The sequence below is a fragment of the Streptomyces sp. WMMB 714 genome (genome assembly GCF_900090125.1).
Taxonomy (GTDB): domain Bacteria; phylum Actinomycetota; class Actinomycetes; order Streptomycetales; family Streptomycetaceae; genus Streptomyces; species Streptomyces daqingensis.
Genome location: NZ_FMHJ01000011.1, coordinates 227326 through 248830 on the forward strand (window position 1 = coordinate 227326; position 21505 = coordinate 248830).

General features: G+C 71.8%; 15 protein-coding genes. 3 read left to right on the plus strand and 12 right to left on the minus strand.

The window, feature by feature from the left end; all coding sequences use genetic code 11:
• Positions 1–332 precede the first annotated feature (332 nt).
• Positions 333–4271, plus strand: coding sequence for a PAS domain-containing protein (locus H181DRAFT_RS20750; protein ID WP_045866039.1), 3939 nt, complete (start codon positions 333–335; stop codon positions 4269–4271).
• Between the two features lie 232 nt (positions 4272–4503).
• Here the strand turns inward: H181DRAFT_RS20750 and H181DRAFT_RS20755 are convergent, their stop codons facing one another.
• The 6 genes from H181DRAFT_RS20755 to H181DRAFT_RS20780 form a co-directional block, all read right to left on the minus strand.
• Entirely contained in the window at positions 4504–6156 is a 1653-nt protein-coding gene (locus tag H181DRAFT_RS20755; RefSeq protein WP_045866040.1) for a long-chain fatty acid--CoA ligase, read from the minus strand.
• A gap of 161 nt (positions 6157–6317) precedes the next feature.
• The gene (locus tag H181DRAFT_RS20760; protein WP_078895878.1) at positions 6318–6971 is read right to left on the minus strand and encodes a SigE family RNA polymerase sigma factor; all 654 of its coding nucleotides are present in this window, start codon (positions 6969–6971) and stop codon (positions 6318–6320) included.
• A gap of 234 nt (positions 6972–7205) precedes the next feature.
• Complete coding sequence (locus tag H181DRAFT_RS20765) at positions 7206–8093, minus strand: DUF1906 domain-containing protein (protein ID WP_052708669.1); 888 nt, start codon at positions 8091–8093, stop codon at positions 7206–7208.
• Between the two features lie 330 nt (positions 8094–8423).
• The gene (locus H181DRAFT_RS20770; protein WP_078895879.1) at positions 8424–9350 is read right to left on the minus strand and encodes a carbohydrate ABC transporter permease; all 927 of its coding nucleotides are present in this window, start codon (positions 9348–9350) and stop codon (positions 8424–8426) included.
• On the minus strand, positions 9347–10294 hold the full coding sequence (locus tag H181DRAFT_RS20775; protein ID WP_254666923.1) for a carbohydrate ABC transporter permease: 948 nt from the start codon (positions 10292–10294) through the stop codon (positions 9347–9349). Before H181DRAFT_RS20775 ends, H181DRAFT_RS20770 begins: the two co-directional genes overlap by 4 nt.
• 228 nt (positions 10295–10522) lie before the next feature.
• On the minus strand, positions 10523–11809 hold the full coding sequence (locus tag H181DRAFT_RS20780) for an ABC transporter substrate-binding protein (protein ID WP_254666924.1): 1287 nt from the start codon (positions 11807–11809) through the stop codon (positions 10523–10525).
• Between the two features lie 276 nt (positions 11810–12085).
• On the opposite strand from H181DRAFT_RS20780, the gene H181DRAFT_RS20785 reads away from it, so the two are divergent.
• Positions 12086–13114: a LacI family DNA-binding transcriptional regulator gene (locus H181DRAFT_RS20785; RefSeq protein WP_045866042.1), complete on the plus strand. Its 1029-nt coding sequence runs from the start codon at positions 12086–12088 to the stop codon at positions 13112–13114.
• Between the two features lie 443 nt (positions 13115–13557).
• Positions 13558–15219, plus strand: a complete 1662-nt coding sequence (locus tag H181DRAFT_RS20790; RefSeq protein WP_078895880.1) for a glycoside hydrolase family 13 protein — start codon at positions 13558–13560, stop codon at positions 15217–15219.
• A gap of 222 nt (positions 15220–15441) precedes the next feature.
• On the opposite strand, the gene H181DRAFT_RS20795 is transcribed toward H181DRAFT_RS20790, so the two are convergent.
• The 6 genes from H181DRAFT_RS20795 to H181DRAFT_RS20820 form a co-directional block, all read right to left on the minus strand.
• The gene (locus tag H181DRAFT_RS20795) at positions 15442–15936 is read right to left on the minus strand and encodes a cupin domain-containing protein (protein ID WP_045866044.1); all 495 of its coding nucleotides are present in this window, start codon (positions 15934–15936) and stop codon (positions 15442–15444) included.
• A gap of 201 nt (positions 15937–16137) precedes the next feature.
• Entirely contained in the window at positions 16138–17151 is a 1014-nt protein-coding gene (locus tag H181DRAFT_RS20800; protein WP_045866045.1) for a Gfo/Idh/MocA family protein, read from the minus strand.
• A complete protein-coding gene (locus H181DRAFT_RS20805; RefSeq protein ID WP_074467961.1) occupies positions 17148–18212 on the minus strand; it encodes a Gfo/Idh/MocA family protein in 1065 nt (354 codons plus the stop codon). Before H181DRAFT_RS20805 ends, H181DRAFT_RS20800 begins: the two co-directional genes overlap by 4 nt.
• A 96-nt stretch (positions 18213–18308) precedes the next feature.
• The gene (locus H181DRAFT_RS20810) at positions 18309–19211 is read right to left on the minus strand and encodes a carbohydrate ABC transporter permease (RefSeq protein ID WP_078895881.1); all 903 of its coding nucleotides are present in this window, start codon (positions 19209–19211) and stop codon (positions 18309–18311) included.
• Positions 19204–20163, minus strand: coding sequence for a carbohydrate ABC transporter permease (locus H181DRAFT_RS20815; protein WP_045866046.1), 960 nt, complete (start codon positions 20161–20163; stop codon positions 19204–19206). The genes H181DRAFT_RS20810 and H181DRAFT_RS20815 overlap by 8 nt, the downstream gene beginning before the upstream one ends.
• 4 nt (positions 20164–20167) lie before the next feature.
• The gene (locus H181DRAFT_RS20820) at positions 20168–21433 is read right to left on the minus strand and encodes an ABC transporter substrate-binding protein (protein WP_045866047.1); all 1266 of its coding nucleotides are present in this window, start codon (positions 21431–21433) and stop codon (positions 20168–20170) included.
• Positions 21434–21505 lie beyond the last annotated feature (72 nt).

The following is a 21505-nucleotide window of genomic DNA, read 5'->3' on the forward strand; positions in this document are numbered from 1 at the left end:
TGCGCGTCGCCCCGTGCGGGGGGGGCGGGGCGGCGGTGGCGCGGGGAGTGCCGGGTGGGTCATCTCACCCCTGGCGGTCAAGGGGCGTACACAGGTCCACAGCGGCCTCGCAGATATGCCCGGAAACCCCTCAGGAGGGGACCGGAGCCCCCATATTCCGGGGGTTCCGGGGACCTGACTCCTCCGCTTCCCCCGACTTCCGGGGGCTCCTGCCCGTAGACTCCCCCCTAGTGATACGGCCGGGATCAGCGGCACACTGGCAGCCGTGACCGGACCGGACGGGATCGTGCGGCTGGTCGTCGGCACCGTGGTTATCAGAAGGGAACGTCGTCGTGAGCAGCAGGCCATCCCGAGGCGCTGCTCGTCTCGCCGCCATACTCGATGCGCTGCCCGATGCGTTGCTGCTGGTCAACTGCAACGGCACGGTGGTGAACGCGAACACCATCGCGCTGGAAGCCTTCGAGACCCCCGGCACCGCACTGGTGGGGCGAGGGCTGCTCGATCTGCTGCCCGAGTTCGATTCGAAGCGGATCCCGGGTTCGATGCGCAGGCCGGACGAGGCCGCAGCCGAGCTGCAGGAGCGCCAGCGTCCCACCCGCATGGTGGCCAGGCGCACCGACGGCACCGAGTTCCCCGTCGAGGTCACGAGCGCCAACCTCGAGGACGGCCGCACGCCGTACGCCTCCGCGTTCGAGGCCGCGTTCGCCGACCACGGGCCGGGTTCCGGCAACTCGTACACAGGCGACGAGCTGCTGATGCTCGTCGTCCGCGATCTCACCGGCACCCTCGACACCGAGGCCGAACTCGCCCGCCAGCAGCGCCAGACGGAGATGATCCTGCGCGCCGCGTCGGAGGGTGTCGTGGGCGTGGACACCGAGGGGCGGATCGTCCTGGTCAACCCGGCGGCGGCGCAGATCCTGGGCTACCGGGCCGGCGACCTCGGCGGCAAGGAGCTCCATCCGCTGGTGCTGCACTCGCGTCCGGACGGCAATCCGCTTCCGTACGAGGAGACGACCCTCCACGACACGCTCAGGTCCGGCCGCAAGCACAGGGTGCGGGCCGGGCAGGTGATGTGGGCGAAGAGCGGCCAGGCCGTGCCCGTCGACATCACGACGGCCCCCGTGCGCGACGGGGAGCAGCTGGTCGGCGCGGTCGTGACCTTCAGCGACCGCCGAGCCGTCGAGTCGCTGGCCGGACGCCATGAGCAGTTGCTGGCCGTCCTGCAGGAGTCGCTGCGCAAGCCGCTCGACCAGCTCCGGGACGAGCTGGCGGGGCTGGCCGCCGATCCCGCGGGCCAGCTCTGGCCGGAGGCCAACCAGATCCTGCACCACCTGGCGGCGGGCTACGCGCGTATGACGACGCTCGTGGACAACGTGCTCGCCTACCAGCGTCTCGACGCGGGTCAGGAGAAGCTGCGCCGCGAGACGATCTCGCTGGACGGGGTGGTGGCGAACGGCGTCGAGGGCGCGGTCGAGCTGATCGGCCCGGGACGCGCGCAGTTCGCGGTCCACGCCCCGCCGATAGAGGCCGAGGTCGACGGCGGGCAGCTGGCGACGGCGCTGGCCCATCTGATCGCAGACGTGGCGGGGGTCGACGCGACCGGCAACGCCCCGGCGGCGACGGCGGGTATGGACTCGACGATCGTGGTGGCGGCGGCGCAGCGCGGCGACGTCGTGCGGATCGAGGTGCGCGGCCCGTACAGCGGCGGCAATCCCGTGCACGAGCCGATCGTGCGGGGGATCGTGCGGCGGCACGGCGGCGTGCTGCAGACGCATGAGGTGCCCGGCTCGGGCGGCAACGCGTACGTCCTGGAGGTGCCGGTCTCCGCGGAGAGCACCGCGGGCCAGGAGACCGCCGGCTCCGGCGAGGGCAGCACCAACGGTGCCGGCTCCCGTCCTCGCGAGGGGCGGGAGAACGAGACGACGGTGATGCCGGTGCCCGCGCAGCCCGTGCGCGGTTCGGAGGGCGCGATGACGGGGGCGCAGGCGCCCGCGGCAGGTGCCTGGACCGGGTCGGGGGACGTCTCCGGCAGCGCGCCCGCGGCCGGAATCCCCAGCCAGTTCCAGGCGCAGCAGCCCCAGGGGCAGTCGCAGGGCCAGAACGGGCAGCCGCCCACGGGCAGACGGCGCGGACGTCCGAGCCCGGCCGAGGCGGCGCAGCAGGAGCAGCCGCCGCCGGGCGACGCGGGTTCGGAAGCCGGAGCCGTTCCGGCCCAGCAGGGCGGTGCGGCCCGGCCCTCGCGGCGTGCGCTCGCGCCGCCCGCGGGCGGCGCTACGGACGGTGCGGGCGTGCAGGGCGCCCCCGCGGAGGGGCAGCCCGTCCAGCCCGGTGTGCAGGCCGCCCAACCGCAGGCCCAGGCTCAGCCGGGTACGGGACGGCGTGCCCGCCGCCCGGTGCAGGCTCCGCCCGGGCAGCAGCCGGACGCCGCTCCCGCTCAGGCCGGGGCCGAGGCCGCGGACGGCGGTGCGAAACCGGCCGGTTCCGGGGGGACTTCCGGCGGCAGGAGAGCGCGGCGGCTCGCCCGTGCCCAGGCGCAGGGCCGCGGCGCCGGTGCGGAAGCGGGCGCGCAGGGCCAGGACGTCCCCGTCGCGCAGAACGGGCAGCAGCCCGGCGCGCCGGTGCAGCCCGCGCAGGCGGAGGGGGAAGCGGTCCCGCAGGGCGTGCAGTTCGCGGCGCCGCCGGGGCAGACGCAGCCCGGATTCGCGCAGGCAGCGGACCAGGGGCGGGCGTCAGCGCCCGTACCGGCGGGCGCCCAGGTTCCGGACCCGGCGGGAGCGAACGGCGCGGCAGCGGCGAACGCGGCCGCCGGCACGAACGGCGCCGCCCCCGCCGCCGCGAACGGCATGCAGCAACCCCAGCCCGTGCAGGAGGAGCAGGCGCCGGAGCCGGAGCCCGCGCCGCAGCCCGTGGACCTTTCGGTGGTCGCGGCCAGCCCGATTCTCGGGGGCGGCCCGCTGCCGCCGGACCCCCCGCAGCCGCAGGGCCCGCCGATGCCCGGTGCGCCCAGCTTCCCCGACGGCGGGCAGTCGCCGTACGAGACGGGACACCACCAGGTGCGGACGCTCGGACAGGGCGTGCCCTTCACCTACGGCGGCGGCGACCACACAGGTGCCTACTCCTTCGGCCCGTCGGGGCCGTCCCCGATGGCGACGTCGGCGCCGCCGACGGCCATACCGACCACCCCGTCGACGCCCGGGTCCGGCAGGCGGCGCAAGCTCGCCGCTCCCCCGCAGCAGGGATCGCCGCAGCAGCCGGGCACGCCGCAGCCGGGCACGCCACAACAGGGCGCACCGCAGCCGAACGCACCGCAGCCGGGCGGTCAGCCCGGTGCGCAGCAGCCGGCGGGACGGCCCGCGACGCAGGGCCGGGCGGGTGCGCAGGCTCAGGCGGCCCCCGCCGCGCCGCCTCCTGCCCGCGAGTTCACGATCGAGGCGCCTGCCGCGGGCGCGGCCGAGGGGCCCGAACCGCTGGACGGCCCGAACAGTCCCGTGGAGATGAGCGACGGCCGGGGCGTGCCCGTTCCGCCGCAGCCCGCCGACGACGAGCTGCCGCCGGAGCCGCTGGACAATCCGCGCCGGCTGCTGGTGTGGCCCGAACCGGACCCGTCGACCCAGCAGGCGCTCTCCGCCCGCGGCTACCGTCCCGTTCTCGTGCACTCGCGCGAGGAGGTGGACGCGCAGATCTCGTCCTATCCGGCCGCGCTGTTCGTCGACCCGCTCACCGGGCCGATCACGCGTACGGCTCTGCAGTCCCTCCGGACCGCCGCGGTGGCCGCCGAGGTGCCGGTGCTCGTCACGGCAGGGCTCGGGCAGGCGACGCGTGAGGCCGCGTACGGAGCCGACCCCGCGGTGCTGCTGAAGGCTCTCGCCCCGCGCGACAGCGAGCAGCATCCGCCGCGGGTGATGCTGATCGAGGAGCGGCCCGCCGTCGCGGGTGCTCTCGCGTCGTCCCTGGAGCGGCGCGGCATCCAGGTCGCCCATGCCGCGACGGACACGGACGCGGTGGGCATCGCCGGGCAGGTGCGGCCCAACCTGGTCGTGACGGACCTGATGCAGGTGCATCAGCGGCGTGCCGGTCTCATCGACTGGCTCCGGTCCAACGGGCTGCTCAGCCGCACGCCGTTCGTCGTCTACACGTCGGCCGGGATGCACCCGGCCGAGCTGCCGCGGCTGACGACGGGGGAGACGGTGCTCTTCCTCGCGGAGCGTGCGACGAGCGACCAGGTCCAGACCCGGATCGTCGACCTGCTGTCGCAGATCGGCACTCGCTGAGCACAGCTCGGCCGGCCGCGAGTCTCCGCGCGTTGACCCGCCGTCACCCTGTGTACGCGCAGCGCCTCAGCCGTACGCGCGGTGCCTGACCGGGCGTTCGCGCTTCCGGGGCGGGCGTACGTCCCCGAGCCCGTGGGCCAGGGCGGAGGGGCCGGACGCCTGGGCGTCCGGCTCCTCCCCCGTCATGCCTCACCCGCGAACCGGCCCTCGCGTGACGGGCCGGCGGGTCGCGTCAGAGCCTGGTGACGTCCAGCTCTCCCGCGGCGTACTGCCCGCGCAGCACCTTCTTGTCGAACTTCCCGACGCTCGTCTTGGGGACCGCCGGGATGATCGCCCACCGCTCCGGGACCTGCCAGCGTGCGATGCGCTCGGCCAGGAAGGCCCGCAGCTCCTCGTAGCCGACGTCGCCCGCGTCCTCCTTCAGGACGACCGTCGCCAGCGGGCGCTCACCCCACTTGTCGTCCGGCACCGCGACCACGGCGGCCTCGGCGACCGCTTCGTGCGCCATGAGCGCGTTCTCCAGCTCGACCGAGGAGATCCATTCGCCACCGGACTTGATGACGTCCTTCGCGCGGTCCGTGAGCGTCAGGTAGCCGTCGGGGGTGATCACGCCGACGTCCCCGGTGCGCAGCCAGCCGTCCGGGCTGAACTTGTCCTCCGGCTTCAGCGGCTCCCCCGTCGCTCCGCCGTAGTAGGCGGCGGCTATCCACGGTCCCCGCACCTCGAGTTCGCCGGGCGACTCCCCGTCCCACGGAGCGAAGGAGCCGTCCGGCGCCGCGAGCCGGGCCTCCACGGAGGCGGGGAAGCGGCCCTGGCTGATGCGGTACGGCCACTCCTCCTCGGGGCTGAGCCCGGCGGGCGGGTGGGCGAAGCTGCCCAGCGGCGAGGTCTCCGTCATGCCCCAGGCGTGGCAGACGCGGACACCGTGCTCCTCTTCGAACGCGCGCATCATGGCGGGCGGGCAGGCGGAGCCGCCGATGGTCACGGAGCGCAGGCACGATATGTCGCGCGGCTTCTCCGCGAGTTCGGCCAGCAGCCCCTGCCAGATGGTGGGGACCGCCGCCGCGTGCGTGGGACGCTCCGCATCGATCATCTCGGCGAGCGGCCCCGGTTGCAGGAAGCGGTCGGGAAGCAGCATGTTCACGCCGGTCATGAAGGTCGCGTGCGGCAGCCCCCAGGCGTTGACGTGGAACATCGGGACGACGGGCAGCGTGGTGTCGGCGTCGGTGAGCCCCATGGACTGGGCCATGTTGACCTGCATGCTGTGCAGGTACATCGAGCGGTGGGAGAACAGGACGCCCTTGGGGTCGCCGGTCGTCCCGGACGTGTAGCACATGGCGGCGGCCCGGCGTTCGTCCAGCTCGGGCCAGTCGTAGACGGTGGGACGCCCCCGCAGCAGCGACTCGTAGTCGTGCACGGCGGGGCGGCAGCCCTCCAGTGCGGACGTGTCGCCGGCGCCGACGACCACGACGTGCTCCACCGACTCCAGCCTCGGCAGCAGCGGGGCGAGCAGCGGCAGGAGCGAACCGTCGACGAGGATCACCCGGTCCGCCGCGTGGCCGACGATCCAGACGAGCTGGTCGCTGGGCAGCCGCAGGTTGAGGGTGTGCAGCACGGACCCCATGGACGGTATGGCGAAGTACGCCTCGACGTGCTCGGCGTTGTTCCACATGAGGGTCGCGACCCGGTCGTCCTCGACCACCCCGAGCTCGTCCCGCAGAGCGTGCGCGAGCTGGGCGGCGCGTTGGCCGGTCTCCCCGAAACTCTGCCGTCGCGGCTCGCCCTCACCCGTCCACGTGGTGATCCGCGACGCCGCGTGGACGGTGGAACCGTGACGCAGGATGCGCGAGACGAGCAGTGGTACGTCCTGCATGGTGCTCAGCATCGGGGGAGCCTCCCGTAGGGCCGTTACGCATGGGTAATGGTGGCGCTGATTGTGCGTGCGTACCGACTGGTATGTCACTACCCCGTCCGCATTTCGGCTCCCGGCGGCCAACGCGGGCCCTCCCTCGGGAGAGCCCTCCGGCGAGGCGGCGCGATCCCGCGTCAGGCCGCGGCGAGTTCGCCGTCACGGCCCGCGGTCCCCACCCCGGCCCCTGCCCCGGCCTCTGCCCCAGCCGCTGCCCCGGCCGCTGTACCGTCCGCGGGCTCCCCGAGTACGTCGGCCGCGAGCTGCGGGTCCTCCCGGAGTTTCACCAGGGCCCGTGAGACCGCGCTCTTGACCGTGCCGACGGAGACCCCGAGGACCTCCGCGGTCCGCACCTCGCTCAGGTCCTCGTAGTACCGCAGTACGACCATGGCGCGCTGCCGGGCCGGCAGCCTGAGGACGGCCTGCCACATGGCGTCCCGCACGGCCTGGGCCTCGGCGGGGTCGGGGCCCTCGTCCGGCGCCGGCTCCGGAAGCTCGTCGCAGGCGAACTCGTCGACCCGGCGCTTGCGCCACTGCGACGTGCGGGTGTTGACGAGCGCCCTCCGCACGTAGCCGTCGAGCGCGCGGTGGTCCTCGATGCGCTCCCAGGCGAGATAGGTCTTCGTGAGGGCCGTCTGCAGCAGGTCTTCCGCGTCGCACGGATTGGCGGTGAGCGAGCGGGCGGTGCGCAGCAGCACCGGACCGCGCGCCCGCACGTACGACGTGAACGTCAGTGGCGTTCCCGTCGACGAGGTGTTCCCGGCAGGCCGGACAGTCCCAGGCGTGGTCATGGCTCAACGCTAGGAGCGGACGGCCGCGCACGGATCGACCGGAGGTCGCGAAGGCACCTCCGCCTCTGGGCGGAGAGGTGCGGACGGCCGCACCTCCGTAGGGTGGACACGGTCCTCCGCAGGACTAAGGGTGGCTCAGGGGCGCGTGTACGGGCCCGGCGTCCGCCGGGGGCGTACGGGACGCGAGGGGCTGCCGGGCCGGTGAGGAGGACCGCCGGTGCCCCGGTCGCGGCCTCACTTCACCACGGCCACCGGGGCGTCGACGAGGTTGCGGTCGATGTCCAGCCGGTGACCGCCGTACGTCCGCTGCACGTTCCCGTCGTACTGGTGGATGCGCCTGTGCGGCTTCCACGCGTGCCTGGCGATGTACCTGTCGTTGTTCAGGGACGGCTTGACCCGCCACCGCGCGAACCACAGCACCTCCGGCAGGTTCTTCCTGCCCGCCTTGCGCGCGCCCTCCATGTGCTCGATGCCGGAGTCGCTGCTGCTGTAGAAGCCGGGGAAGTAACCCGCCTTGCGCACGGCCTTGTTCCAGCCCTGGATGAAGCGGAGCGTGGTGATCGCGCAGGCGGTGTTCGAGTTGTCGTACGCCTCCATGTCGAGGTACAGCGCGCTGCGCTTGCCCAGCCCGAGCTTCCTGGCCTGGCGCACGGCGTCGCGTCCCTCGCTGCCGCCCTGCGCGGTGGGGTGCCGGCGCGACATGGTGAACGCCCGCTTGTTGCTCGCGCGGACGCAGTACGACTGCGAGCCGACGTAGAGGGGCAGCAGCTTCCAGCCGGTCGCGTCGGCCCTGCGCACCCAGTCGGCGTCGAGGTGGGGCTGGTTGGTGCAGGCGCGGGCCCGTCCGCCGATGTAGACGCCCACGGCCTTGAACGGGGAGGTCCCGTACCAGGCGCGCATCACGGCGGACGACGGTGTGCGGCACGTGTCGAAGGCCTGGCCCCGGAAGATCTTCGCGCCCTGCGCGCGGGGGTCGCCGCCGGCGAGGTGCCGGCTGCTGCCCGAAGCCGGCCCGGAGGAGCGGCCGTCGGCCACCGCCGGAGCGAGGTCCGCTCCGAGGAGCGCGGCGAGGGCCGCCAACGTGACGAGGACTGTGCGGGAGACGCTCTTCGTGTGCCACATGGAGGTGAGTGAAAGCGCTGCGCGCGGCCGCTCCGCTGAGGCTCGCCATGCCCTGATGCTGTTTCAACCGTCTGGTCCGTTGATATGGCGATCGGGCCCGGGGCGTGCTCCGGCCAGGCGCGTGCCCAGGCGCGTGCTCCGGCCAGCGCCCTCGTCGGGGACGCGGTAGACGCGCGTCGGACGGCAGGTGCCGCCGCTCGGGACGGACACGGGCCGCGGACGGCACCCGCGTCGCGACGCCGAAGGGGCGCCGGTCCTCGGGCCGGCGCCCCTTGTGCGGAGCTGCGCGCGCTGCGCTGTCTTCCGTCCGCGGACGGAAGACGGCCGCTGCTACTTCACCGCGCCCGCCGTCAGTCCGGCGACGATGCGGCGCTGGAAGAACAGCACCAGGATCACCAGCGGAATGGTCACCAGGACGCCCGCGGCCATCTGGCTGCCGTGCGGCTCCACGAACTGAGCGGCGCCGGTGAACTTCGAGACGGCGACCGGAGCGGTCTGCATGGACTGCTTGTTGGTCATCGACACCGCGATCAGGAACTCGTTCCAGGCCATGACGAACGTGAGGATCGCCGTGGTGAAGAGACCCGGCGCCGCCAGCGGAAGGATCACCTTGCGGAACGCCTGGCCGCGGGTGCAGCCGTCGACCCTCGCCGACTCCTCGAGCTGCGTGGGCATCTGCCTGAAGAAGGCCGTGAGGTTCCACACCGCCAGAGGCAGCGCGAAGGACATGCTCGGTACGACCATGGCCTGGTAGGTGTTGATCCACCCCATGCCGACGAAGAGCTTCAGCAGCGGGATCGTGATCGAGACGACCGGGAACATCGAGGTGGCGATGATGCCGGTCAGCACCAGCCGCTTGAAGCGGAATTCGAGGCGTGCCAGGGCGTAGGCCGTGGCGATGCCCACGATCAGCGCCAGCACCGTGGTCGTGCCCGCGACGATGAAGCTGTTCGCCAGGGACCGCAGGAATCCCTGCGAAGGGTCGAGCACACCGGCGTAGTTGGTGAGCGACGGGTCGGACGGCCACAGAGTGGTCTCGAAGATGTCCTCCGGGGCCCGCAGGCTGGAGGCGATCATCCAGTAGAACGGCGCGAGGCACCACGCGGCGACGGCGAGCACGCCGGACGTCCGCAGCGCTGTGAGCCACGGGCTGCCCGCGCTCTTCGCCGGGGCGGTGCGGCCCGGCGGCGGTGCGGGGACCGGCGCCGCCTCGGTCACCGGGGCTTCCGCCCTTCCGGTGGGGGTCGTGCTTGTCATGCCGTCGCCTCCTTCTGACGGCTCCGGCCGCCGTCGGCCCGACGGCGCGGGGACTTGCGTCCGCCCTTCTTTCCGCCCGGCTCGTCCCGGCCGCCGAGCAGGTCCGCGCCGAGGAGCTTGATGAATGTGAACGCGATGAGGAACACGTAGAGGAAGAGCAGCACCGAGTACGCGGACGCCGGCCCGAACCGGACGTTGGACGCCTCGTCCTGCGCCAGCATCGACAGCGTCTCCACGGACTCCTTGCCCGCGCCGATCAGGATGTACGGCAGGTCGAACATCCGCAGCGCGTCCAGCAGCCGGAAGAGCACGGCGACCAGCAGCGCCGGCTTGACCAGCGGCAGCGTGATGTTCCAGAACCGGCGGACGGGGCCGGCGCCGTCGACGCGTGCCGCCTCGTACACCTCCTGGGAGATGATCTGGAGCCCCGCCAGCACCAGCAGCCCCACGAACGGCGCCGTCTTCCAGACCTCCGCGATAATGACCGCGGTCTGTGCCTGGAAGCCTTCCGTCGTCCACAGCACCTTGGTGCCGAGCATGGTGTTGGCGATGCCCTCGCTGTCGAAGATCCAGCGCCACAGCAGTGCGGAGATCGCCGTGGGGATGGCCCACGGCACCAGGATGCTCGCGCGCACCCAGGCCCGTCCGCGCATCGCCTGATGCATGATCAACGCCATCGCCAGGCCGATGACGGTCTCCAGGAGCACCGAAGTGACGGTCAGGAACGAGGTGTTCCAGAAGGCGTTCCAGAAGCGGCCGCCCTCTCCGGTGAAGATCGACGCGAAGTTGTCCAGCCCGACGAACGGCTCGCCGCCCTCGACGAAGCCCGTCCCGGGGTCGACGCCGGGGACGGTGAACATGGACGAGTAGACCGCCGCCAGCACGGGATAGACGATGACCAGCCCGAGCACGACCAGCGTCGGCGAGATCAGGAGCGTGGCCATCCGCCCCTCCGCTTGCAGTTGCGACCGCGCGGTCGCGGGCCCGGTACTCCCGCGCCTCAGAGCTATCGACATGGGTGGTGTCTTCCTTTCTCGGCCGGCGTCTGCGGCGCGGAAGCCGCTCGGCGCGGCGGCGCGATACCGGTGCGGGCTGCCGTGCCCGGAGGTCCGGAGGCAGCCGGGCCGGTCACTGCGGGCAGGTCTGTCCGGAGGTGACGCACTTCGGCCGGGTCACGGGGTGAGGGCGCGGAGCTTCTTCTGCAGGCTGCGGAGCGCCTCCGACGAGCTCTTCTTTCCGGTCAGTGCGGCGTAGGCCGCGTCCTGGATGGCGGTGGTGGCGTCGCCGTACTGCACGACGCGGGGCCGCGGCTCGGCGTGCAGAATCGATTTCTTCAGCACCGGCAGCCAGGGGAACTTGCGCTGCATGTCCGGGTCGTCGTAGAGGTCGGCGTAGACGGGTGCCAGGGAGCCGTCGTTCAGATTCCGCCGCGAGTTCTGCTCGGAGGTCATGTAGCGCATGAAGTCCAGTGCTGTGGCCTTGTTGCGCGCCGAGGAGGACAGCGCGAGGTTGTGACCGCCGAGGGACGAGACGCCGGGGCCGTCCTGCCCGGGGATGGGGGCGACGCCGAACTTCCCGGCCACCTCGTTGTTCTTGCCCTTGTTGCTCGACACCCCGTACATCGAGGGCCACTGGCGGATGAAGAGCGTCTTGCCCTTCTCGAAGGCCCGCCGGCCCGGCTCCTCCATGTACGTGATCGCTTCCTTGGACATCGTGCCGTCGCGGAACCCCTCGACCAGGCTGTCCAACCCCCGCTTGGCCTCGGGGGTGTTCACCGTGGGGTTCCCCTTGTCGTCCGTGATGCGGCCGCCCGCCGAGTGCACCGCCTCGGAGAAGTTGACCGTCAGGCCCTCGTACTTCTCGAACTGGCCCGCGTAGCACGACATCTTCGACTGGCCCTTCAGGACCTTGCGGCAGACCTCGCGCATCTCGTCCCAGGTCTCCGGCGGCTCGTCGATGCCCGCCTTGTCCAGAAGGTCCTTGCGGTAGTAGAGCAGGGCCCCGTCGGAGGCGTACGGCATGGCGAAGTACTTGCCGCGGTACTTCACGGTGCCGTTGATGGGATCGAGCGTCTTGTCGTACGGGAACGACTTCCGCGGGATCTCGTCGATCCAGCGGTTGGCGGCGAACTCGGCGGTCCACACGGCGTCGAGGGAGAGCACCGTGAAGGTGTCCGACTTGAGCTGCGCGTTCTGGATCATCTGCTGGCGCTGCGCGTTGGCGTCCTCGGGCAGTTCGATGAAGGTCGCCTTCTCGCCGGGGTGCGTCTCGTTCCAGCGTTTGATCAGCTTCGGCACGACCCCCGAGACGTCCTTGCCCGCGGCGTACGTGATCGGGCCCCGTTCTTTCGCGTCGGCACCGCTCTCGACCTTCTTCGCGCCCAGACCGCAGCCGCTGACGAGGGTGAGTGCGGCAAGGACGGCAGTGCTCGGCAGCAGTCGTCGCGGTATGGCACTCACATGATCTCCTCTTGCCTGTGGCCTGGTCCGGGCTGTTGTGATTCGCTGTGCTCCGCGGTGCCGCCCCGGCGGCCGGGACAGCCGTCCGGTCCCCGGCGGTTGGGAAACAGCGAGGTTAAATCGAGTGAGCAGGAGGATGTTGCCCCTGGCGCGTCCGTGTCAAGGCCTCGCTCAGGATCCGGGACGAGGCGTGCGGGCAGCCCGCTCGAAAAGTCGTTGACACCGCGAGTAACGCCAGGTGATGCTCGGCTAGCACGAGTTACCTGGAGGGGGTACATGCCGTCGTCGCGCGTCACCCAGGCCGATGTGGCACGCCACGCGGGCGTCTCACGCACGACGGTCTCGTTCGTGCTCTCGGGCCGCGAGGACATCCGCATCTCCGTCGAAGCGCGGCAGCGGATCCTCGGCGCGGCGGAGGAACTGGGATACCGCCCGAACCTCACGGCGCAGAGCCTGCGCACCCGCAAGACGTTCACCATCGGGCTCGTGTCGGACGTCGTCGCGAGCGGCAACTACGCGGGCGGACTCATCCAGGGCGCCCTCGAAGCGGCCCTCGAACGGGAGCACCTGCTGTACGTCGCGGAGACGGGCGACGTCCCCGAGGTCGAGCAGCGGCTCCTCCGCGGCATGGTCGACCGCCAGGTGGACGGGATGATCCACGCGTCGATGTCGACCAGGGGCCGCCGGCCCGCCCACTACTCGCCGGAACACCCCACGGTGTTGCTCAACCGCCTCGACGAATCGGGCCAGTTCGCCTGTGTCGTGCCCGACGAGGAGAAAGCGGGCGCAGAAGCCCTCAGGGTGCTCCTGGAGGCCGGCCACCGGGAGGGCGTCCACGTCGTCGGCGGACACCACCGCACGGAGGCGGCGCCGGACGGCGTGCACGCCGGACGCGAGCGGATGCGCGGCATCGGAAGCGCCGCGGCCGCGGCCGGGGTACGGCTCGCGGGCGTCGCCGAATGCGACTGGTCGACGCCCGAGGGCGGCTATCGCGCCGTGCGCGCACTGCTCGACCGGGCGGCCGCGCCGAAAGCCCTCGTCTGCTGCAACGACCGTCTGGCGTTCGGCGCGTACCAGGCCGTGGAGGAGAGCGGCCTGCGCATCCCGGAGGACGTCTCCGTGATCTCCTTCGACGACTCCGACCTGGCGTCCTGGCTGCGGCCGGGGCTCACGTCCGTCGCCATCCCCCACCGCGAACTGGGACGGGCAGCGGTGTCGTTACTGTTGTCGGACGACCTGAAGCCGACGATCCACCGGATTCCCATGCCCGTACACCGCAGGGGCTCCATCGCACCGCCGCGATGACCCCGGCCCCACCGCGACGCCGGCCCCCGGCACCGCGCACCGGCCGCAGCCGCCCCGCGGGAGCGGTCACGGAGACAGCGGGCTGAGAGGTGCGTTCCGGCGAATCCGGGGCAGGCACAATCCGATGCCCCGAGCCCGCGTACGACACCGGCCCGCCGCCGCACCCCGCCGCCCCTGACTCCGCAGAGCCCGGACCCGACACACAGCCCTGCCCGAACACACAGCACTGCCCGAACCCGGACCCGCACCCGCCCCACGCCGCAGCGCCGCGGCCAGGAACCCTCGTCCGCCGACGGGCGCCCAGCCGCGCCCGGACCCCGATCCCCGGACCGCCTGTACGCGGCACGTCATGCACCGTGCGGTACGCGGCGGCCCGGACAACCGAATAACGAGATGACCAGTTACCGGACAGAATCCACCGCACCGCACTGCGAGGACACACAGTGACCGACAGCACCGCACCACACCGTCAGGACGGCCCCGACTGGTGGCGGCAGGCCGCCGTCTACCAGATCTACCCCCGCAGCTTCGCCGACTCCGACGGCGACGGCCTGGGCGACATCCGCGGCGTCACCTCCCGGGTGCCCTACCTCGCCGAACTGGGCGTCGACGCCGTCTGGTTGAGCCCCTTCTACCCGTCGGCGCTCGCCGACGGCGGTTACGACGTGGCCGACTACCGCAACGTCGACCCGCGGCTGGGCACGCTGGACGACTTCGACGAGATGGTCGCCGAGGCCCACCGCTTCGGCATCAAGGTGATCATCGACATCGTCCCGAACCACACCTCCAACGACCACGAGTGGTTCCAGGCGGCGCTTGAGGCGGGGCCCGGATCGCCCGAGCGGGACCGCTACGTCTTCCGCCAGGGCAAGGGCGAGAACGGCGAACTGCCGCCCTCCGACTGGCAGTCCAACTTCGGCGGGCCCGCCTGGACGCGGCTGCCCGACGGATGGTGGTACCTGCATCTGTTCGCCCCGGAGCAGCCCGACCTGAACTGGGACAACCCCGAGGTGCGCGCCGACTTCGTCAAGACGCTGCGCTTCTGGTCGGACCGCGGCGTGGACGGCTACCGCATCGACGTCGCGAACGCCCTCGTCAAGGACCTCTCCGAACCGCTGCGCGACGTGGGCGACGCCCCGATCGAGCAGCAGATGGAGTCCGTCGAGGACGGCCAGCACCCGTTCCTCGACCGCAACGAGGTGCACGACATCTACCGCGAGTGGCGCGGAGTCTTCAACGAGTACGACCCGCCCCGCGTCGGCGTCGCGGAGGCGTGGGTGAAGAACGAGCGGATGGTGCTCTACGCCCGTCCCGAGGGCCTGGGACAGGCGTTCAACTTCGACTACCTCAAGACCGGCTGGAACGCCTCGGAGCTGCGCTCCGTGATCGACGTCTCGCTGCGCACGGCGCAGGCGGCAGGCGCGTCCGCGACGTGGGTGCTCTCCAACCACGACGTGATCCGGCACGCGTCGCGTCTCGCGATACCCGAGGGCGCCGACCACGAGGAGTGGCTGCTCAGCGGCGGCTCCGAGCCCCCGCTGGACCGCGAACTCGGGCTGCGCCGCGCCAGGGCCGCGACCCTGCTGGAGCTGGCGCTGCCCGGCTCCGCGTACATGTACCAGGGTGAGGAGCTCGGGCTGCCCGAGGTCGCCGACATCGCGGAGGGGGATCTCCAGGACCCCGTCTGGGAGCGCAGCTCCCACACCCGCAAGGGCCGCGACGGCTGCCGCGTACCGCTGCCGTGGAAGCGCGGGGGTGACTCGTTCGGGTTCGGCGGCAGGCCGTGGCTGCCTCAGCCGCCGTACTTCGGTGAGCTGTCGGTCGAGGCGCAGGAGGGCCAGGAGGGCTCCACGCTGGAGCTGTACCGGGAGGCGCTGCGGCTGCGGCACAAGCTCGTCGGCTCGGACGAGTCGATGCAGTGGATCGGCGACCCGGAGACCGGGGACGGGGACGTGCTGCACTTCGTACGCCCCGACGGCTGGCACTGCATCACCAACTTCGGCACGGAGACGAAGCCGCTGCCGGAGGGCGAGCTGTTGCTGAGCAGCTCTCCCGTCGACGGCGGGCTGCCCGGCGAGACCACGGTGTGGCTGCGCCAGGGCTGACCCGGCCGCGCGGCCCGTAGCGCCGCTGCGGGCCGCGCACGACGAGCACACGGCACGGCAGGCCGGAGGGGATCCGCGTGCGGTCCCCGACGGTCTGCCGTGCCGTCGTGCGCAGCGGCCCGGTGGCGGAGGAGCGGCCGCGGGGCGCAGGGATCGCGGGCGCAGGGATCGCGAGGCGCTGCGGGTTCGGGGGCGCTGCGGGGCCCGGGGCGGCGGGGCCGGCTACTCGTCGACGAAGAAGCTGTCGTGCCGCACGCGGAACTCCTCCAGCTCCTGCCCGCCCCGGCGCGTCATCTCGGCGACGCGCTCGAAGTAGTCCTCGCGGGGCGCCCCGGGGGAGAAGAGCAGCAGCATGGAGACGGGATCGTCCGAGGTGTTCTTGAACGCGTGCAGGCCGCCCACCGGCACGTACAGGAAGTCGCCCTCCCGGCCGGTGATCCACCGCTCGCCGTCGAAGAGCTGCATCTCGCCGGAGAGGATGTAGAAGGACTCGGAGACCGCGCGGTGGAAGTGCGTGCTCGGTCCCGGTGAACGCGGCCCCAACTCCACCTTGTACAGGCCGAATTCACCTCCGGTGCTCTCGCCGGTCGCCAGGTAGTGGGTGTTGTTCCCCGTCCCCGACGACAGCTCCGGCTCCGTGTCGGCGGACCTGAACGCGGCGTTGACCTCGCCGCCTTCGCCGAGGTAGCGGGGCGGGGGATACGTCAGCTCTGTCATGTGGTGCCCTCCTTGTCTCCGTGGTGATTCTCGCGCCACCGCGCCGGTACGTCGTCGGGCCCGCGACCGGATGGCGGTACGGCGCGAGGCGGAGCACGAAGGGAGGACCCGCGAACCCGCACCAGCCGGAATATCGACCAGATGCAGGCGTGGCCGCGCGCCCGCGGACCCTCCGCCCTTCCCCTTCCGGGCCGGGTCCCGTCAGTCCAGGGGCACCGGCCGTCCCTGCCGCGCGGACTCGTAACCGGCCAGCGCGACGCGCAGCGAGCGCAGCCCCGCCTCGCCGTCGGCGACCTGGACCCCGCCGTCCGCGGCGCCGTGGAGGAACGTCCGCACCATCGCCCCGTCCAGGTCCGTGCCCCAAGGCAGCAGCACGCCGCTGCGGTTGCGCTCGTCGAAGCCGGAGACGACCTGGCCGAAGGCGTCCATCTCCACCGTGGCCTTCTCGCCCACGAGCTGCAGTTCCAGTCCGCCCCAGGTGGGGTGGTGGTCCGGGTGGCTCCAGCTGCAGTCGATGGTGGCGACAGCGCCGTTGTCGTAGCGGACGGTCACGAGGCCGGCGGTGTCCACCTCCACCTCGCCCTCGTACATGAGGTTGTTGCTCTGCGCGTACACCTCGACGGCGCGCGCGCCCGCGAACAGCTCGTCGAGCAGGTCGGCGATGTGGACGGTGTGGTCCATCATGGCGCCGCCGCCGGCCAGCACCGGGTCGACGAACCAGGCTCGGGCGCCCGCCGGCAGACCGCCGTTGTTCGCCCCCGCCACGGTGAGCACCCGGCCCGTCCCGCCGCTGCGCACGGCCTCGCGCAGCGCCGCGTACGCCGGGCTGAAGCGGACGGGGTAGGCGACTCCCAGCCGCACGCCCGCCTCACGGCAGGCGGCGACCATCGCCTCGCCGTCCTCGGCGGTGGTGGCGAGCGGCTTCTCGCACAGCACGTCCACGCCGTACTTGGCGGCGAGTTCGACGAGCTCGCGGTGCCGGGAGTTCTCGGACGCGACGATGACGGCGTCCGGGCCCCAGTCGAACAGGGCCCGGTAGGTGGGGACATGGCCGACGCCGAGCTGCTCAGCGAAAGCCTGGCCGCGTACTTCGCCGGGCGGCGCTGCGTCCGCGTCGGGATCGCTGGTGAGCAGTTCGACGCCCGGCATGTCGCGGAGCAGCCGCGCGTAGCCGGCCGCGTGTACGTGGGCGAACGACAGCACTCCGACCTTCAACGGGCCACCTCCTGCGATTCGTTGCGGGTCTGCGGGCCGGGGGCGCCGCCCGGGCGGGCGCCGGGGGCGCCGGTCTCCACCGGGGCCCCCGTGCGCGCCGACTCGGACGCGGCGACGGCGATCCGCACGGCCTCCAGCCCGTCGCGCGCCGTCACCCGCGGCGCGGGGCCGCCGGCCACCGCCGACGCGAACTCCCGCAGCTCGGTGAGGAAGGGGCTCTCGGTCAGGTTCGTCGCCGGGATGCCCTCGCCGTCCGCGCGGCCGCCCTGTGAGATCACCCTGAACGCCTTCGTCTGCGCGGAGTCGTGCTGCAGCACGCCGTCCCGTCCGGCGACGCGGAACGTCGTGCGGAACTGCGCGTCGGGCAGCCCCCACACGCCGTGCACGTGGCTGATCGCACCGGAGGCGTGCGTGAGGACGGCCGTCGCCGCGGCCACGCAGCCCGCCGGAGCGGGCGCCTCCTGGTGGCCGCGCGCCTGTGCGTGCACCCGTACGACGTCGCCGGCGAGGAGCCTGGCGAAGTCGAAGTCGTGGATCATCTGGTCGACGAGGATGCCGCCGGAGAGCGTGGGGTCGGCGAACCAGGGCGACCACACCGGGTAGGTGCCCGTGCGGGTGAAGCGGAGCACCGCGGGCCGGCCCACGGCACCCCGCGCGACGGCGTCGGCCATGGCGGCGTACTCGGGGAAGTAGCGCACCACGTGGCCGGGGAAGAGCAGGACGCCCGCGCGGTCGGCTTCGGCGATCATCTCCTCGACGTCCGCGGGGGTGAGGGCGAGCGGCTTCTCGCAGGCGACGTGGCGTCCGGCGCGCAGCGCCGCGAGAGCGACCTCCCGGTGGGTGTGGGTCGGCGTGCACACGTCGACGGCTTCGCTGCCCTCCAGCAGCTCCTCCAGCGTGCGGGCGACCCGGACCCGGCCGTCCGCGTGCTCCGCGGCGAGCCGCGCGCCGCTGTCGTCGTGCGTGAAGACGGTGACTCGGGCTCCCAGCTCCAGCCATGCGGGCAGATGGGCGCGGGCGATGCCGCCGGCGCCTATCAGCCCCACTGCGAGTTCCGGCATGTGGATACCGCTGCCTTCCTGTCGGTCGGGGCTTTTCGTGTCTCCCGGGCGCGGCCGTGGGGCGTCCGGCGGTGCCGGCGCTCCACGGTTCTGGTCTCAGCCCTTCGATCCGCTGAGCGCGATGCCCTGCACGAAGTGGCGCTGCAGCAGGACGTAGAGGATCAGCATCGGAAGGCTGGCGATGACCGAACCGGCCATCAGGATCGGATAGTTGGTCAGGAACTGCCCTTCGAGGGAGATCAGTCCCGCACTGATCGGCACCTTCGAGGGATCGGTGTTGACCACGAGCGGCCACAGCAGGTCGTTCCACGACCACATGGCCGTGATCACGGCGAGCGCCGCCAGCGCCGGCCGTACCAGCGGCAGCATGATGCTCCAGAAGATGCGGAACGGCCCGGCGCCGTCGATGCGCGCGGCCTCCTCCAGCTCCCGGGGCAGCGCCATGAAGAACTGCCGCAGGAGGAAGGTGCCGAACGCGCTGAACATGCCCGGAAGGAACAGCGCGGGAATGCTGTTGAGCAGCCCCAGCCGCTGGATGATCTCGTGCTGCGGCAGCACGAGCAGCTGCGAGGGCACCATCAGCACGGAGAGGAAGACCGCGAACAGCACGTTCTTGCCGCGGAACTGGAGCCTCGCGAACGCGTAGGCCGCCAGCGAGCAGAACACGAGCTGTCCGAGGGTGCGGCCGACGGTGTTCATGAGGCTGTTGGTCAGCATCTCCATGAACGGCACCGCGCTGAACACCTGCTCGAACGCGTCCCAGTTCCACTCCGCGGGGAGGATGGTCGGCGGTACCCGCACGGACTCCGGCATCGTCTTGAAGGCGGTGAGGAGCTGCCACAGGAACGGGAAGACCATCGCCACGGCCCCCAGGGAGAGCACCGCGTGGGTGGCGAGTCCGCCCAGGTCGAGGCGTCCCCGGCGGGCGTCCGCCCTGCCGGGGCGGGCGGCGGGTTCCGCCGCGGGTGCGGTGGGCGTGGTCGTTGCGGGCTCAGGCATAGTGCACCCACCTCTTCTGGAAGCGGAACTGCAGGTACGTCAGTGCGGCGATCAGCAGCATGAGGAGGAAGGCCAGCGCGGCGGCCGGCCCCTGGGCGTTCTCGTCGAAGGCCCACTTGAAGAAGAGCGTGACGATCGACTGGGTCTCGCCGAGCGCGGGGTTCTCGGGGCTCATCATCACGAAGATCAGGTCGAACTGCTGGAGCGAGTTGATCACGCAGATGACCGACGCGAAGAAGATGCTGGGGCTCAGCAGCGGCAGCGTGATGCGGAAGAAGCGCCGTACCGGCCCGGCCCCGTCGATCTGCGCGGCCTCGTAGTAGTCCCTCGGGATGGCCTTGATGCCCGCGGTGAAAATGATCAGGTAGTAGCCGACGTGCGACCAGATCATCACGGCGCCGATCGCGTACACGGCGGTCGAGGGGTCGGAGACCCAGTAGCGCCCCTCGATGCCGATCCAGGACAGCGCCTGGTTCACCATCCCGAAGTCGCCGTTGTAGAGCCAGTTCCAGACGAGTCCGACGGCCGCGGGCATCGTGATGAACGGCAGGAAGTACAGCGCCCTGTAGACCGGGACGCCGCGCAGGCCCCTCCTGTTCATGAGGTCGGCGAGGACGATCGCGACGGGCAGCGTCAGAAGGCCCATCCCCATGTACAGCAGCGTGTTCCCGAGGGCCTGGCCGACGGTCACGTCGCTCACCACGCGCGAGTAGTTCTCACCCCCGACCCAGCTGCTGCCTCCGAAGACGCCGAAGGAGGTGAAGCTGAACCAGAACGTCTGGAGCAGCGGCCAGATGTAGAAGACGAGGAAGCCGAGCGCGATGGGGGCGATGAACAGGTACGCCGACCGCTGCGAACGCCGTTTCGGCCGGGCGCTGCCGCCGCGCTGCCGCGCGCTGCTCGAACGGCGGTCCGCGTGGGCCTTCGCGGCCGTGGAGGGGAAGACAGCCATGTCGTCACTTCTCCTGTTCCAGGGCGAGGTCCATCTGGCGGGCCAGGGTCCGGGACGCGTCCTCGATGCCGCCCTTGCCGGAGAACGGGCGTCCCAGCAGCTGGGGTTGGAGGTTCTCCCACACCGCTGTGCGTCTGGAGGCGGGATACGGGACGGCGTAGTCGAGCATGTCGATGAAGACCTGGAGGTCGAACTCCGGCATGGACTTCACCCACGCGTCCTGCGTGCCGCGGTAGGAGGAGATCGTCACGCCCTCCTCCGCCTGGATGCGGGCGGCCTTCCGGGAGCCGAGGAACCGCACGAACTTCCACGCGGCCTCGGTGTTGCGGCTCTTGCCGGAGATCGCCGCGGCGAGGCCGTGGATCGTGGTGGCACGCTCGCGCCCCTTGGGGAGGACGGCGACGCTGCCGTGGTCCTTGATGGCGGGGGCGGCGTACATCTGGGAGGCCATCGCGGAGAGGTCGTAGTTCATGGCGACCTTCTCCGACAGGTAGAGCTGGCGTCCCCTGGTGTCGGTCATCGCGCTCTGCGAGGGCGAGTGGCCCTTGTCGATGAGGTCCGTCCAGAAGCGCAGCCCGTCGATCGTCCGCGGGTCGCCGAAGCCGGACCTGCCGTCGCGGATCACGTACCCGCCGGCCTGCGCGATGGTGTTGTAGTACGTGTACTGCCTGCTCATCTCGGCGGCGATGCCGTGCACCCCGCGGCGCGGGTCGGTCAGCTCCGCCGCCGCCTCCCGGACGGTGTCCCAGGTCCAGCTCTCGTCCGGGTAATCGATGCCCTTCTTGTCGAAGAGCTCCTTGTTGTACCAGAGGCCGATCGTGTCGAAGTCCTTCGGCATCGCGTACCGCGTGCCCTCGTAGGTGTACATCCGCAGCAGCTCGTCGGGGTGGACGCCCATGTCGAAGCCGTCGCGTTCGATGAACTCGTCCAGCGGCTGCAGCACGCCGCCCGCCGCGTAGAGCTGGAGGTTCACCGCGTTCATCCAGAACACGTCCGGCGCCGAACCGCCGCGCATCGCGGTCTTCAGCGTCGTCCAGTACGAGGTGAACGGCGTCACGTGGATCTCGACGGCGATGTCCGGGTGCTCCGCCTCGAACGCCTTGACCACCTTCTTCGCGCCCGCGACCTGCAACGGGTCCCACATGCCGTAGGTGATGGTCGTACGGCCGCCGCGCGAACCACCCGCCGCGGAACCGCCGTTCGTACAACCGGTGACAGCCGCGGCGGCGGGTGCCGTCAGCGCTCCGGCGAGCAGAGTTCTCCTGCGCATGCGCGCCTCCGAAGGGGCGAGGGACGGGGGACCGGGAGATGGGGGACGGAGGTGTTCGGCCGCGGCGCGCGG

Coding starts and splice junctions, on each gene's coding strand:
- H181DRAFT_RS20755 (WP_045866040.1), bottom strand. CDS start 6,156: ATGCTGAGCACCATGCAGGACGTACCACTGCTCGTCTCGCGCATCCTG.
- H181DRAFT_RS20760 (WP_078895878.1), bottom strand. CDS start 6,971: ATGACCACGCCTGGGACTGTCCGGCCTGCCGGGAACACCTCGTCGACG.
- H181DRAFT_RS20765 (WP_052708669.1), bottom strand. CDS start 8,093: ATGTGGCACACGAAGAGCGTCTCCCGCACAGTCCTCGTCACGTTGGCG.
- H181DRAFT_RS20770 (WP_078895879.1), bottom strand. CDS start 9,350: ATGACAAGCACGACCCCCACCGGAAGGGCGGAAGCCCCGGTGACCGAG.
- H181DRAFT_RS20775 (WP_254666923.1), bottom strand. CDS start 10,294: ATGGCCACGCTCCTGATCTCGCCGACGCTGGTCGTGCTCGGGCTGGTC.
- H181DRAFT_RS20785 (WP_045866042.1), top strand. CDS start 12,086: ATGCCGTCGTCGCGCGTCACCCAGGCCGATGTGGCACGCCACGCGGGC.
- H181DRAFT_RS20795 (WP_045866044.1), bottom strand. CDS start 15,936: ATGACAGAGCTGACGTATCCCCCGCCCCGCTACCTCGGCGAAGGCGGC.
- H181DRAFT_RS20805 (WP_074467961.1), bottom strand. CDS start 18,212: ATGCCGGAACTCGCAGTGGGGCTGATAGGCGCCGGCGGCATCGCCCGC.
- H181DRAFT_RS20810 (WP_078895881.1), bottom strand. CDS start 19,211: ATGCCTGAGCCCGCAACGACCACGCCCACCGCACCCGCGGCGGAACCC.
- H181DRAFT_RS20815 (WP_045866046.1), bottom strand. CDS start 20,163: ATGGCTGTCTTCCCCTCCACGGCCGCGAAGGCCCACGCGGACCGCCGT.
- H181DRAFT_RS20820 (WP_045866047.1), bottom strand. CDS start 21,433: ATGCGCAGGAGAACTCTGCTCGCCGGAGCGCTGACGGCACCCGCCGCC.